Source organism: Paenibacillus violae, assembly GCF_032461945.1.
GTDB classification, from domain to species: domain Bacteria; phylum Bacillota; class Bacilli; order Paenibacillales; family NBRC-103111; genus Paenibacillus_E; species Paenibacillus_E violae.
Genome location: NZ_JAWCUD010000004.1, coordinates 410,552 through 424,913, shown reverse-complemented (window position 1 = coordinate 424,913; position 14,362 = coordinate 410,552). Strand labels below are relative to the sequence as shown.

Here is a 14,362-nt window from a genome sequence, read left to right as displayed (position 1 = left end):
CTGTGCGGCTTCCGACATGATATAATGAACCCGATTAACAGCAGGAGATGATGGTCAGATGGGGTTCGTGAACGTTTATTTAGCCTACTTGAGAAATAATTTATTCATGAGATTGCTGCTCCTGTTTTCACTCATTACGATTATTACGATTATTTCCTTTTCTTTTTTCATGTATCACTCGATGTCACAAGCCGCGATCAACCGTGAGCTGGATATACAAAAGAAGGCCATGATGAACGTTAATGATTATTTGGGGCAGAAATATGACTCGGCGCAGTCCATTTTATTTGGGTTATATCGGGATAGTTCGCTGGCCGCAGGCGTATCCTTCATGCTGCAGCACCCCTTTCAAGAATATGTGCAGCATAGCCTTGAACAGAATAATTTAGGCGGAAACAGCACATGGAATGACGGCTTGGAATATTTCAAAAACCATTTGGAAGATGACGAGGATATTCGCAATGTGATGTTGTACAGCGTGGATCAGCAGGTTTTGTACGTTCTGAGCCACAATCGGCCGATGCGGCTGATATCCACGAATGCGGCGCACTCCTATATTCCGGAAGTGATGGCGCTTGACAGCAAAAGTGTCTCGCTTCCGAATATTTGGGTGCGCGAAGCCGCGGATCAGTGGGATAACCATCTATATGCCGTGCGCACACCGATAAATGATAAACAAACGTTGAAAAACATCGGTCAACAGCTTGTCTATTTCAGTTCGGACAGCATTTGGAAAGTGTTATCCGATGAGCAGCAAGATCTGAAAGGGGCGATTCTCGTCCTGTCATCAGAGGGCGGCGTCCTGTTCGACTCCTCGGATCAGTATTATGGCAAGCCTTATCCATACATGGATCAAGTGAATGCGATGTATGAGCACAGCGAGATGAATAATAACAATTATGTGACGAAGCTTACGCAAAACAAAGGAGATTTTATCGTCGTCGGCCTGATGCCCAAAGAGGAGCTTTCCGCTTCTTCGTGGCGAATCGGGAGCACGATTTTTTCAATTAGTGCCGTGTGTATTGCTATCGCGATCCTGCTGCCATCGTTGGTCGTGCTGAATGTCGCTAAGCGAACGAACCTGATCATCCGCTTCACCCGGAAGGTCAAACAAGGCGATTTGACAGCGCGGATTCAGGACGCTCGCGAGGATGAACTGGGCCAGATTTCCCGCAGCTTTAACGAGATGATCGATGAATTGAACCAATATATCGACCGCGTATATAAGGCGGATATTAAGCAGAAACATACGGAATTAACCGCTCTGCAAGCCCGTGTTAATCCTCACTTTCTATACAATACTCTGGAAGTGATCCGCATGCGGGCGATATCCCAAGGCGCTCATGACGTTGGCGAAATGATCTACAGCTTATCAGCATTATTTCGCAGTTTTGTCCAGCAGAAGAAAGTGTACACGTTGAAGGACGAGCTGGAAGCCTGCCGCTTGTATTTGGAGCTGTTTCAGATTCGCTACAAAGATAAATTTACGTACACAATCGAATGGGATCGGAAGCTTGCTCCTCTTCGTATCATGAAAATGTCGCTGCAGCCTATTATTGAAAACTACATCGTGCATGGATTGCGGAATGAAAGTACGGACAACCAGCTGCACATTCGAGTCCATCAAATGGAGGAATTCCTGCACGTTCAAGTGACTGACAACGGTAACGGGATAACGTCAGAACGTTTGAAAGAGATTGAGCAGCGCCTGCAAACGGAAGAGTCCGAAGATGAGTCTTTTGGTCTGCGGAGCATTCATCAACGACTAAAGCTTCTCTATGGAAGTAAATATGGCATCGAGCTGAGAAGCACGCCAGGGCATGGAACGACTGTAGATGTATGGCTGCCTGCAGACGGCGGGAAGGAGGATTACGATGTTTAGGGTTTTCATTGTGGATGATGAACCATTTATTGTAGAAGGATTGTACGACATTATCGACTGGGCGGAAATGGGGCTGGAGATTGTTGGACATGCGGGCAACGGTCAAAAAGCCTTGGAGGCTTTACAGGAAACGACCGTGGACATCCTCTTGACGGACATCTCCATGCCTGTGATGAACGGATTGGATTTAATTCGGGGTGCCCGGATTCACCACCCGGATCTGAAAGTCATCGTGCTCAGCGGATTCGATGAATTTAGTTATTTGAAAGAAGGCATGATGCTGGGCATTGAAAATTATTTGCTGAAACCTATCAATATCAAAGAGTTCAAAGCAACTCTACACAATACGGTTGAGAAGCTGAATTCTACGAAAGAGACAAGACTTGTTCAAGCATACAGCAAACAAATTTTGAAGGATAACACGTTGCAGCGCTGGCTGACGCATCAGATTGCGCCGACGGAATTCTACGAACGAGCGGATTTGCTGGGTTTCAACCTGGATTCTCCGTATATGGTAGTCTCCGTATTGCGGACCGAATCTAATGCCGCGGAGGTTTTTGAGACACTCTCACAACGAGTGGAGGCTCATGACGGTTTGACGTCCTTCTACGATATGGATGGCGATATCGTACTGCTTGCCGTTATGAATGATGCAGATCGCGGCAGAAAAACGTTGAAGGATTTGCTTCGACAATTCCAAGTCGATCTGCACGACCGTTTACTCCGCATCACGGTAGGAAGTGTTGAGCAGCTTCCTGAACAAACAGGAGAAAGTTATGCAAGCGCGAAGAAAGCACAGGAGTATTTCTGGGTTTATCCGGAGCTTTATCTGATTGATGTTAGCGACTTAGCGTTCCATGAAGGCCATCCCAAGGTGGATTTCTCGATGATTGACTGGTCCTGTTATGCCAAACTGATCGTGGGCAAAGATCTGGAACAATTAAAGCTGCAAATTCAGAGTGATTTCAAGCGGATTCAGGCGCTGCCGGGAATTACCCCGCAGCATTTTCAGGATATTGCTTTCGAGATGGTCATTCATTTCAAAATGGAACTCAAGGCGATCCGTCACACGGAAGAACAAGACGTATACAATCAAGCTTTTCAACAAATCAGGAGCTCAGTGACACTTGACGAATTGGAAAAGGCGATTCTGGAAGTTGCCGAGATGACAGTCGGATTATTAATCTCTGACGTTCGAAGTCCGATCGTGCAGCAAGTATTGAAATATATTCATGAATCGTACGCGGATGAGCTTTCACTCAAAATGTTAGGCGCTCACTACCATATTCATCCGGTTTATTTAGGACAGCTGTTTCACAAAGAAATTAACGAGTCGTTTACGGAATATATCAATCGGTACCGGATCGAGAAAGCAAAGGAACTGCTCAAAACAACGCATTTGAAGGTGCATGTTATTGCCAAAGATGTGGGCTATTGGGAAGTCGGTTATTTTTATAAACAGTTCAAAAAGTACGTGGGAATATCCCCGACCGATTATAGAGGACTGCTCTAGGGTAAACTGGAGTGCAGTCCTTTTTTTGTTTTTTCTTTGATTTGTACATGCTTACATTTAATTTATCGTCTATTTGTAAATGCTTTCATAGGTTACTGTAAATATAGCCCCTCGGGCGTTATACAATAGAGCACTGAACAGGGAGGATACACACAGATGAGCAAGATCAAAAAACGATGGACTGCGACAATTGGACTAACACTTGCAGCTTCAATGGTACTTAGTGCATGTGGAAGCAAAGATGCTAGCGATACGAATGGGGCGGGAACGCCAGATAAACCGGTAGAGTTGATTTGGTACACGATCGGAACGCCGCAAAAAGACGTTGACCGCGTGATGACGGAAGTTAGTAAATACACGGCTCAGAAAATTGGCGTAACGGTGAAAATGAACATGATCGATTGGGGCGACTATCCGCAAAAGATGCAGGTCATGACCGCTTCCGGTACACCTATGGACATTATGTTCACGTCTTCATGGGCATTTGACTATGTGCAAAACGCGCGTAAAGGCGCTTTCAAGCCTATTGATGAACTTCTGCAAAAAAATGGACAAGGCATTGTCAAAGCGTTGGACCCTGCATTCTTGAACGGATCTAAAGTAGATGGCCACAACTACGGTGTTCCAGCCAATAAAGAGCTTCCGGCACAAGACGTATGGCGTTTTAACAAAAACCTGCTTGATAAATACAACTTGAAAATCGATAACGTAAAATCAATCGAAAGCTTGGAGCCATTGCTGAAAACGATTAAAGAAAAAGAGCCGAATGTTTATGGTTTAGCTGTGGATAAAACTTTCATGCCATATGTTCCGTATGACTATGTCATTGAAAAAATGCCGATGGCTGTGAAAATCGACAACCCGGATTACAAAGTCGTCAACATTTTGGATACACCGGAAATGAAGCAAGCGCTTCAAGCCATGAACAAATACTACAAAGCGGGATACATCCCGACAGAAGCGGCAACGCTTAGCTCTTTGAACGATGTTCAAGTGACAGGCAAATGGTTCGCGGACAAAGCGACCAACCAACCTTTCGCAGATAACCTATGGTCGGCGAGCTATGGTTATCCTGTTGTTTCTACGCAAGCAAGCCCTGCTTTGATTTACAACTGGTCCGTGATGGGTTCCATGCAAGCGATCTCAGCAAATTCCAAATATCCTGAGAAAGCGATGGAGTTCCTGAACTTGCTGAACACAGATCCGGTTCTACGCAATATGGTTGACTCCGGTATCGAGGGCGTTCACTACAAAAAGCTCGATAACGATAAAATGGAAAACCTGCCGGATTCCAAAAACTACGATATGCCGACTTTCTCTCTTGGAAATGTTCTACTGACGTACAAAGATGCAAAAGATCCTGAGAACAAGTGGGAAGAGTTTAAAAAGTTTAATGACACCGGCGTACCTGCACCGCTTCTTGGTTTCAACTTCGATCCTTCGAAAGTAACAGCTGAAATCGCTGCGGTTCAGAACGTGAAAGAAGAATTCTGGGCGACATTGATGACAGGTACCGTAGATCCTGATAAATTCATTCCTCAAGCTAACGAGAAGTTCAAAGCGGCTGGTCTGGATAAAATCATCGCAGAAGCACAAAGTCAGATCGATGCTTGGAAAGCGGCAAACAAAAAATAAGCTCGAATTCGGATTAGGCGAATGTCACACATTCGCCTGATCTTTTTAATCGCAAACGTGAGGGGTGGTTTTATGAATAGAATAGGAGCATTTCTAAAAGATGTTAAACAAAGCAAAGTGCTGCTGCTCATGGCATTGCCAGCGACGCTTTGGTTCCTGTTCTTCTCTTATTTACCGATGGCTGGCATGGTGATTGCGTTCAAACAATATCGCTATAGCCGAGACGGTTTTTGGGCAAGTATTATGGAAAGCAAATGGGTCGGATTGCAAAATTTCAAGTTTCTATTCAGTACGAATGATGCCTATATCATTACGCGAAATACGCTGCTGTACAATATCGTATTTATTGTTGCTGGGCTGGTGCTTTCCGTGGCGTTAGCCATTGTCTTATCGGAAATTGCCAACAAGAAGCTGGCGAAACTGTACCAAACCGGAATGTTTCTGCCTTACTTTTTATCCTGGGTCATTGTAGGTTACTTCGTATTTAGTTTTCTTAGCTTTGATAAAGGGATGCTTAATCATATTCTTTCGGCATTCGGAGTCGATCCGATCCGGTGGTATAACGATAAAACGTACTGGCCTCTTATTATTATTTTCGTCTATCTATGGAAATCCGTAGGTTATAGCAGTGTTGTTTATTTGGCCGCTATTATGGGGATTGATAAATCCCTTTATGAAGCTGCGATGATTGACGGTGCTAGCAAATGGCAGCAAATTAAGCACATCACGTTCCCGATGCTGAAGCCTCTGATGACCATTCTGACGCTGCTCGCGATCGGTCGTATTTTCTATGCAGATTTCGGATTATTTTTGCAAGTGCCAAGAGATTCAGGAACGCTATATTCGGTAACGAATGTTATCGACACGTATGTTTATCGCGGACTCAAATCTACCGGTGAAATCGGGATGAGTACGGCTGCAGGTCTCTATCAATCTGTTATTGGCTTTATTCTCGTTATGACATCCAACTATATTGTTCGAAAATTTGATAAAGATAATGCATTGTTCTAAGGGAATTGCAGGGAAAGGAGGAACTTCACAATGATAGCAAAACCGATGAAAAGTCGTGATTTTCATAAATTACCGCCAGTGCTTAATGTCCTGTTTAACCTCGTTGCAGGGATCTTTGCTTTGGCATGTGTGTTTCCATTTCTATTTGTAACGATTATTTCATTCACAGATGAGAAGACGTTAAGCGCGAACGGGTATCGACTCTTTCCAGAGAAGTGGAGTCTGGAAGCCTATCGCTATTTGTTCAAAGCGGGCGATCAATTGCTCATGTCTTACGGGGTCACGATTCTAGTAACGGTTGTCGGCACGATTGTAAGCTTGATATTGACAGCTACTTTTGCTTATGCGATTTCAAGAAAAAGCTTTAAATTCCGGAATTTTTTCGGTTTCTTCGCCTTTTTTACGATGTTGTTCAATGGCGGTCTCGTGCCGACCTATATCGTTGTTACGCAATTAATGGGGCTTAAGGATTCCTTGTGGGCTCTTGTATTACCGCTTGCCGGTAATGCGTTCTACATGATGATTATGCGGACTTTCTTCAGCACGTCGGTGCCTGATGCGATAATTGAGTCCGGGAAAATCGACGGCGCGGGTGAATTTGGTATTTTCGTCAAATTGGTGCTGCCGCTTTCGCTTCCGGGACTGGCAACGATCGGCTTGTTCAGTACGCTAGGTTACTGGAACGATTGGTTCAATGCGCTGCTCTATATCGATTCGCCTAATCTCGTACCGCTGCAATCCATGCTGATGCGGATCGAGAACAGTATGCAGTTCTTGCTGCAAAATACGAGCAATCCATCCATTGGCGTGGGCTTACTGCAGTCACTCCCGCAGGATACGTCGCGAATGGCGATGGTTGTGCTTGCAACGGGACCGATTATCTTCGCTTATCCGTTTTTCCAACGGTACTTTATTCAAGGTTTGACCATTGGCGCAGTGAAAGAGTAAGACAGACGAATTCATACAATCATTGTTAATCATAATTATTTTGGAGGACTTACCATGGAACAATTCAGACTGCCGAAAATTCCCATGCCGAAGCTGGAAATGCCAAAGGCGATTCAAGAGATATTAGCGGAAGCCGAAGAGAAGTTGGCGCACCGTCCGAAGCTTTTGCAATTATTTAAAAATTGTTTCCCAAACACGCTGGAGACGACAACGAAATTGATGGAGGACGGCACGACATTCGTCATTACGGGGGATATCCCGGCATCCTGGCTGCGTGATTCGGTTGAACAGGTGATGCACTATGTGCCGTTTGCCAAAAACGATCCGGATCTTGGGCGAATTCTTAGCGGGTTAATTAAAAGGCATGTGCAATATATTCATATTGACCCTTATGCGAACGCTTTTAACGAATCGGCAAACGATTGGCATTGGAACAAAGCGGATCAGACGGACATGTCGCCATGGGTGTGGGAACGGAAATTTGAACTGGATTCCTTGTGTTTCTCGATGCGTCTGGCTTACGCCTATTGGAAGGAGACCGAACTAACGGATATCTTCGATGCCGGCTTTAAAGCGGCAATGTTCAAAATCTATGAGCTTTTCAAGACGGAACAGCATCACTTCGAGCAATCTCCTTATCGGTTCACTCGCAATAACGGAATTCCGACGGATTCGCTGCGCAACAACGGACTGGGGATGCCGGTGAATTATACCGGTATGGTTTGGTCGGGTTTCCGTTCCAGCGATGATGCTTGCGATTTCCATTACAACATTCCTGCGAATATGTTCGCGGTTGTAGCCCTGCGCCATATGCAAGAATTCGCGGAATGGGTGTTCCGGGATATGGATTTCTTGCATGATCTGAAAGCGCTGGAAGCGGATATCGATCACGGGATTAAGCTTTACGGCATTTATCGCCATCCGGAGTTTGGACCAATCTATGCGTACGAGACCGATGGTTTCGGCAATTACTGTTTGATGGATGACGCAGGAACGCCAGGCCTTATGTCGATTCCTTATCTGGGATATGTCTCTGCTGACGATCCGATCTATCAGAACACAAGACGATTTGCGCTGAGCAAAGAAAATCCGTTCTATTTTGAAGGGAAAGTGGCGAAGGGGATCGGCAGTCCGCATACACCGGACAATTATATTTGGCATATGGCTTTGTCCATGCAAGGAATTACGGCCTCAACAGCCGAAGAGAAATTAGCGATGATCGCCATGCTCGAAGCGACGGATGCGGACACCGGATTTATGCATGAAGGCTTTCATGTGGATGATCCAACCATTTTTACGCGCAAATGGTTCGCTTGGTCAAACAGTCTGTTCTCCCAGCTCGTGTATAAAGCGATGAAGGAAGGCTTGCTATGAGTCCGAGCCATCCTGTCGTCATTTTCTATGATCCGGCTTTCCCGATCAGCGCTTCACTTGAAGTTCCTGCGGCTGAGTTGAAAGCGCAAGGTGGAATCCTTGCAGACGCCGACTCGCTTGCGGAAATGCTTCGGCAAACGGAGGGAGGGTGCTTCGTCAACCTGCATGCTCCCTATTTTCCTAAATCCGCATGGCAGGAAATTCTAGCTTTCTTGAAACGCGGCGGCGGATTGCTAAGCGTCGGAGGCGCAGCCTTCAAGCGGCCGGTTCGCTGGCAGGCTGACGGCTGGCAGGTGGAAGCGGAACAAACCGCGTACCACCAGCAGCTATTCATCCATGAGATGCTCCGCGTCGAGTCGAGCCCGATTCTTAGCTATGCGGCTTTAGACACCATACCGCTGCTGAAGGGACAAGAATCGTTGTTTGCGATTGCCGACACATGGAACATGGTGCCGCATACGACGCGCAACAGTGATTTGCCCCATCAAATGGGTGCGGCTGGAACGATGAGCACGCAGATTTATCCTCTCATGAAGGGCGTCAGTAACGAAGGCCGAGAGGTTGCTGCACCTGTCGTTCTATGGGAAAACACCCGCGGCGAATTTGTGGGTTCGCGTTGGCTGTTTGTCAATGTCCCGCTCAGCGCAGGGTTCTGGCAAGAAGGCGGAGCAAAGGCCTTGCTCGCGTGGGCGGCATTTTGCGCCAAAGGGGTTACGGAGCTGTGGATCAAGCCGAATTATGCCAGTTACGAGACTGGCGAGCATGCGGTGCTGACGATTCAAACACAATGGATGGGAAGGAACTTGGCGGAAGTCAAAACCCCTTCTCGAAAATGGAAGTTTGATCTGACTTTGGAGCGCGAAGATGGCGCTGGGGCCAGTTGGACGCATCAAGTAACAGCAGCCGTGAACAAAGAATTTAATCTTGTGCGTATTCCAGTACCTATAGACATTGAGCGCGGCTTGTATCGTGTAACGTGTGTTGCTCAGGCTGAAGATGGGGAGATTCGGGTGCTGCGCCAGGGCTTTTGGGGTCACGATTCGGAACTGCTCGCTGAAGGCAGTCCAATCACGTGCGATCGCGATTATTTCATCAAAGATGGACGCCCACTGCCAATTGTCGGCATGACGTATATGACTTCCGATGTCGCTCGGAAATTTCTGTTTCTGCCGAACGCGGACGTTTGGGACCGGGATATGGCCCAGATGGCGAAAGCGGGCATTAACTGGATTCGTACGGGCATTTGGACGGCGTACCGCAATGTGATGCAGGTGGATGGCCATGCTTCCGAAGAAGTGCTGAGAGCTATCGACGCCTTTTTCTTAACGGCTAAAAAGCACAATTTGCAAGTAACGTTCACCTTCTTCTCCTTTACACCGGAGACTTGGGAAGGCGTGAATCCGTTCTTGGATCCGCAAAGCGTAGAGGCGCAGAAGCGGTTTATCCGCTCCATTGTGTCACGCCACCGTGAGTCTACCCATGTGGACTGGGACTTGATCAATGAGCCGTCCATGTTCGATCCGGCGCAGATTTTTGCGAATGGCCCTCGCTCCAGCCGGGACACTTTCGAGCAGGCCGCTTTCACAGCTTGGCTGAAGCAGCGCCACGAAAGTATTGCGCTCCTTCAAGAGCGGTGGAATATGTCGCCGGAACAGCTTCCAACCTTTGAAGCGGCTATCATTCCAGAGGCAGATGAAATCAACTTTGACGTGCAGGATATGCACCGGGCCAAAAAGGGAACTCGTTGGCTCGATTACTGCCTGTTCTCGATGGATATGCATAATCGTTGGGCGAAGGAACTCTACGACACAATCAAGGAAATTTGTCCGAATCACCTTGTCGTGGTCGGGCAAGACGAGGCGCTTGGCGCGCAGCGGCCTTCGCCTTTCTTTTATCAGGAAGCCGTCGACTATACGACTGTTCATTCGTGGTGGCTGAACGACAACCTCGTTTGGGACGGTATTTTTGCCAAAACACACAATAAACCTAACGTTATTCAAGAAACAGGCATCATGTACGTAGAGACGCCTGATGGACGCGCCAAACGCTCGGAGAACGAACTGCGGAGCATGCTGGAACGCAAATATGCCTACGCATTCGCTACTGGCGGCGCTGGCGCTATTCACTGGATTTGGAATACAAACTTCTATATGGATAATGCGAATGAATCGCATATTGGCGCGCTTCGCGCAGACGGAACGGAGAAGCCGGAAGCCGATGTTTCCTATGATTTCGGACGATTTATGGCTGAAATTAGAGACTTATTCGAGGATCGGGCGCTGGAAGACATCGCAGCGATTTTCCCTTATTCGAACGATTTCTCGAATCGGAAGCTGGCCTTCGATGCTACGACACGAATGATCCGTGTGCTAACGTATCAGATGAACATGCCGGTGCGAGCGGCTTCGGAGTATCATCTGGACGTGCTTATGGACCAACCGCCGAAGCTGATTGTGCTTCCGAGCGCTCATAATATCGACGAGCAGGCTTGGGAGAAGCTGCTGGAGATTGTTAAGACGACGGGGGCGACACTGCTTGTAACGGGCCCGCTAAGTCTTGACGCCTACTGGAAGCAGACGCCACGCTTAACCGATGTGCTGGGCGAAGCGGAGCTTCAGAATGTGCGCCGGGAAGAAATGCTCTTGCTGTGTGGCGAGAAGCTGCCGGTATCCTTCGGCCAGCGACGCATTGCCGAGGTGGTTAAGGAAGTGCGCACGGGTTCATCCGTTGGAGAGGGCAGCCGGGGCGACGCGGTCGCTGAGATTCCGCTTGGACGCGGCAAGCTGATTTGGAGTCCGCTGCCCGTTGAACTGAACGAACGGACGGAACCAATGCTTGCGTTATATCGCTACGCGATTGAAGCAGCAGGCTGCGACAGCGGCTTGCAGTGGAAGCAAGGCGGCGATATCGCTGGCGTGTACGGAAGGAAGCTGCGTTACAAGGAAGGTTTCCTGTACGTATTTGTTTCCGAATATGCTTGGGATGCGAACATTGAAGTGAAAGATACGGATAGCGGAGCAACCTATACCTTTACGTTGGAGAAAGAGCGCTCTGTGCTCTTTGCAGCTAATGTGAAGGGTGAAATCTTATCTGTCTACCGACCGGATGAAGTTCAAATTGAGAGGAGCTAAGCCATGAGCGCCAAACGAACAGCTCATATCATTTCCCATACACACTGGGATCGGGAATGGTATTTACCTTATGAGAAGCATCATGTACGCCTTGTGAAATTGGTGGACACTTTGCTGGATAAATTAGATAACGATCCGAATTATCGCAGTTTTTACTTGGATGGCCAAACCATTATTCTCGAGGATTATTTGCAAGTCCGACCTGATCAAAAAGGGAAATTGGAAAAATATATCCAAGATGGCCGAATCATCATCGGTCCTTGGTACATTCTGCAGGATGCTTTCCTGACTAGCGGTGAAGCGAATGTACGCAATATGCAGATTGGGCATCAAGATGCGAGCAAATATGGCTCCGTAGCCAAAATCGGCTATTTCCCGGATACGTTCGGGCTTGTTGGCCAAACGCCGCAGTTGATGCAGCAATCCGGCATTACGAACGCCTTTTTTGGCCGTGGGGTCAAGCCTACTGGTTTTAACAATACGGTCTCTGATAGTGATTATGAATCCTCTTTCTCTGAACTGATGTGGGAAGGGCCGGATGGTTCCAAAGTCCTCGGCATTCTTTTTGCGAACTGGTACTCGAACGGTAACGAAGTCCCTGTGGATCTCGAAGAAGCTAAGGCATATTGGGAGAGGAAACTGTCGGATGCCGAGAAATACGCTTCGACGAGCGAACTGCTGTTCATGAATGGCTGCGATCATCAGCCGATTCAGCTTGATCTGCCTGAGGCGATTGAAACGGCACGGGAACTGCATCCGGACACGGTATTTATCCATTCGAATTTCAATGACTACTTGCAGTCTGTTCAGCGTTCATTGAAGCATGAGCTTTCTACAGTAAAAGGCGAGCTTCGCAGCCAACGCACGGACGGTTGGTCCACACTGGTGAACACGGCTTCGGCGCGTGTTTATTTGAAGCAGATGAACCAGCTGGGTCAAGCGATGTTGGAGAAAGTCGCGGAACCACTGGCTGCATTCGCACATACGCTTGGCGTCGGGGAGAAATACCCGCACCATCTGTTCACTTATGCTTGGAAAACACTCATGCAGAACCATCCGCATGACAGTATTTGTGGATGCAGCGTGGATGAAGTGCACCGTGAAATGGTCACTCGTTTCGAGAAGAGTCGTCACGTGGCGGAAGCGATTGTGGAGGAGAAATCCCGCGCGCTTGCTGACGCGGTTGATACTTCGAGCTTCGAGGGAGCAGGCAAGGACGCCCTGCCGGTTGTCGTTTTTAACACTTCGGGTTGGGAACGTACCGGCGTTGTCAGTATTGAGCTTGATGCGCTTAGCCTGTACTTCCGTGACGGTTATAAGCTTGAAGAGGCAAGCCGTCTTGCTAAGGAAGCGGATCTCACGGGGCGTGTGCTCGTGGATGAGCAGGGAACGGAGCTTTCCTGCACCGTGGAAGATCTAGGTTTGCAGTTCGGCTACGATTTGCCGGATGATAAATTCCGCCAGCCGTATATGAGCCGCAAGGTGAAGCTAACTTTTGAAGCGGAGAAAGTGCCTGCTTTAGGTTGGAAGACGTATGCTTGGGTGAAAAAGGAGTCGACGGTCTCTCAGCAGGCTTCCTTGATCACGGCAGACCGTGTAATGGAAAATGCAGCGCTGAAAATCGCCATTGCGGATGACGGATCGTTCAGCCTGTTGGACAAGAAGAGTGGCCGTACGTACCGCGATTTGGGTGTATATGAGAACACCGGGGATATCGGGAACGAATATATGTACAAACAGCCGGACGGCGAAACGCCGCGTACGACCAAGGGCATTGCCGCGCAGATTCGCGTGCTGCAAGATACGGCTTATCAAGCTGCGATCGAAATCATCCATGAATGGGTGATCCCTGCATCGGCTGATGACAAGCTGGATGAAGAGCAGCGCGATTTGATCTACTTCCCGCATCGCAAAGCTCAGCGTTCCACACGGATGGTGCCTATGACCATTCGTACGGTTGTTTCTTTGAGCCGTGGCGGCAAAGGGGTTGAGATTGAAGCGACATTTAACAATCAAGCGAAAGATCACCGTCTGCGGATGCTTTTCCCTACGGATTTGGACACGAGTGTTCACCAGGTGGACTCCATGTTTGAAATCCCACAGCGCAGCAACAAGCCGGCAGCGGAATGGGAGAATCCAAGCAATACCCAGCACCAACAGGCTTTTGTTGATGTCAGTGAAGCGGGAGCAGGACTTGTTGTTGCTAACCTCGGTTTGAACGAATATGAGGTCATGCAGGACGGACGCAATACAATTGCTGTGACCTTGCTTCGTGCCGTTGGCGAGCTTGGCGATTGGGGCTTGTTCCCTACACCGGAAGCGCAATGTTTAGGTGAGCATACGGTTCGTATGGAGATCATTCCGTACAGTGATCAAGCTATTCAGTCCGCCGCGTATGCGGAGGCTTACCAATTCCAAATCCCTTGGACGTTAAGTCAGACGGGGGTTCACGCTGGCAGCATTGCGCCAACGTATGCACCATTCGAGTGGGAAGGCGGAGATTTGGCATTTTCTTCGCTGAAAATGAATGAAGGCACGGGCGATCTGCTGCTGCGTTGGTACAACATGCGGTCTCATGCGGCTGAACTGAAGCTTCATTCGAATACGCCGTATTACTACTTCTACAAGAGTACGATCTTGGAAGAGCACGGTGAGCGTATGGATACAGATGCATCAGGCCGTTTGACTCTGCCGGTTGGCCGTTGTGAAATTGTAACGATTGGGGTTTCCCGTTGAATCATGAAAAAGAGCTGAGCGCCTTATGCGCTTAGCTCTTTTTTTATGGCGATAAAGTTGCAGCGCGAAGAACTGAGGGCGCTTTCATACATGCAGAGGACTGTTCATGACGACAGCGCTCAACAGAATAAC

Annotated in this window: 8 protein-coding genes; all 8 read left to right on the top strand. The window is 48.1% G+C overall.

Translation table 11 applies throughout. The features are described from left to right. Window positions 1-58: 58 nt before the first annotated feature. The 8 genes from RQP52_RS15805 (at window position 59) to RQP52_RS15770 (ending at window position 14,230) form a co-directional block, all read left to right on the top strand. Complete coding sequence (locus tag RQP52_RS15805; RefSeq protein WP_315952735.1) at window positions 59-1,882, top strand: sensor histidine kinase; 1,824 nt, start codon at window positions 59-61, stop codon at window positions 1,880-1,882. Further along, on the top strand, window positions 1,875-3,395 hold the full coding sequence (locus RQP52_RS15800) for a response regulator transcription factor (protein ID WP_315952734.1): 1,521 nt from the start codon (window positions 1,875-1,877) through the stop codon (window positions 3,393-3,395). The genes RQP52_RS15805 and RQP52_RS15800 overlap by 8 nt, the downstream gene beginning before the upstream one ends. 156 nt (window positions 3,396-3,551) lie before the next feature. Continuing rightward, complete coding sequence (locus RQP52_RS15795) at window positions 3,552-5,030, top strand: ABC transporter substrate-binding protein (RefSeq protein ID WP_315952733.1); 1,479 nt, start codon at window positions 3,552-3,554, stop codon at window positions 5,028-5,030. Window positions 5,031-5,102: 72 nt separating this feature from the next. After that, window positions 5,103-6,041: an ABC transporter permease gene (locus RQP52_RS15790; protein WP_127450471.1), complete on the top strand. Its 939-nt coding sequence runs from the start codon at window positions 5,103-5,105 to the stop codon at window positions 6,039-6,041. 30 nt (window positions 6,042-6,071) lie between these two features. Further along, a complete protein-coding gene (locus tag RQP52_RS15785; RefSeq protein WP_315952731.1) occupies window positions 6,072-6,989 on the top strand; it encodes a carbohydrate ABC transporter permease in 918 nt (305 codons plus the stop codon). Between the two features lie 54 nt (window positions 6,990-7,043). After that, window positions 7,044-8,363, top strand: a complete 1,320-nt coding sequence (locus RQP52_RS15780; protein WP_315952730.1) for a glycoside hydrolase family 125 protein — start codon at window positions 7,044-7,046, stop codon at window positions 8,361-8,363. Further along, entirely contained in the window at window positions 8,360-11,494 is a 3,135-nt protein-coding gene (locus tag RQP52_RS15775; RefSeq protein ID WP_315952729.1) for a beta-galactosidase, read from the top strand. The genes RQP52_RS15780 and RQP52_RS15775 overlap by 4 nt, the downstream gene beginning before the upstream one ends. A gap of 3 nt (window positions 11,495-11,497) precedes the next feature. Next, complete coding sequence (locus tag RQP52_RS15770; RefSeq protein ID WP_315952728.1) at window positions 11,498-14,230, top strand: alpha-mannosidase; 2,733 nt, start codon at window positions 11,498-11,500, stop codon at window positions 14,228-14,230. The last annotated feature ends 132 nt before the right edge of the window (window positions 14,231-14,362 follow it).

Bases quoted from the DNA above. Each gene is read 5' to 3' on its own strand.
- RQP52_RS15780 (WP_315952730.1), top strand. From the start codon at position 7,044: ATGGAACAATTCAGACTGCCGAAAATTCCCATGCCGAAGCTGGAAATG.
- RQP52_RS15795 (WP_315952733.1), top strand. From the start codon at position 3,552: ATGAGCAAGATCAAAAAACGATGGACTGCGACAATTGGACTAACACTT.
- RQP52_RS15805 (WP_315952735.1), top strand. From the start codon at position 59: ATGGGGTTCGTGAACGTTTATTTAGCCTACTTGAGAAATAATTTATTC.
- RQP52_RS15770 (WP_315952728.1), top strand. From the start codon at position 11,498: ATGAGCGCCAAACGAACAGCTCATATCATTTCCCATACACACTGGGAT.
- RQP52_RS15800 (WP_315952734.1), top strand. From the start codon at position 1,875: ATGTTTAGGGTTTTCATTGTGGATGATGAACCATTTATTGTAGAAGGA.
- RQP52_RS15790 (WP_127450471.1), top strand. From the start codon at position 5,103: ATGAATAGAATAGGAGCATTTCTAAAAGATGTTAAACAAAGCAAAGTG.
- RQP52_RS15775 (WP_315952729.1), top strand. From the start codon at position 8,360: ATGAGTCCGAGCCATCCTGTCGTCATTTTCTATGATCCGGCTTTCCCG.
- RQP52_RS15785 (WP_315952731.1), top strand. From the start codon at position 6,072: ATGATAGCAAAACCGATGAAAAGTCGTGATTTTCATAAATTACCGCCA.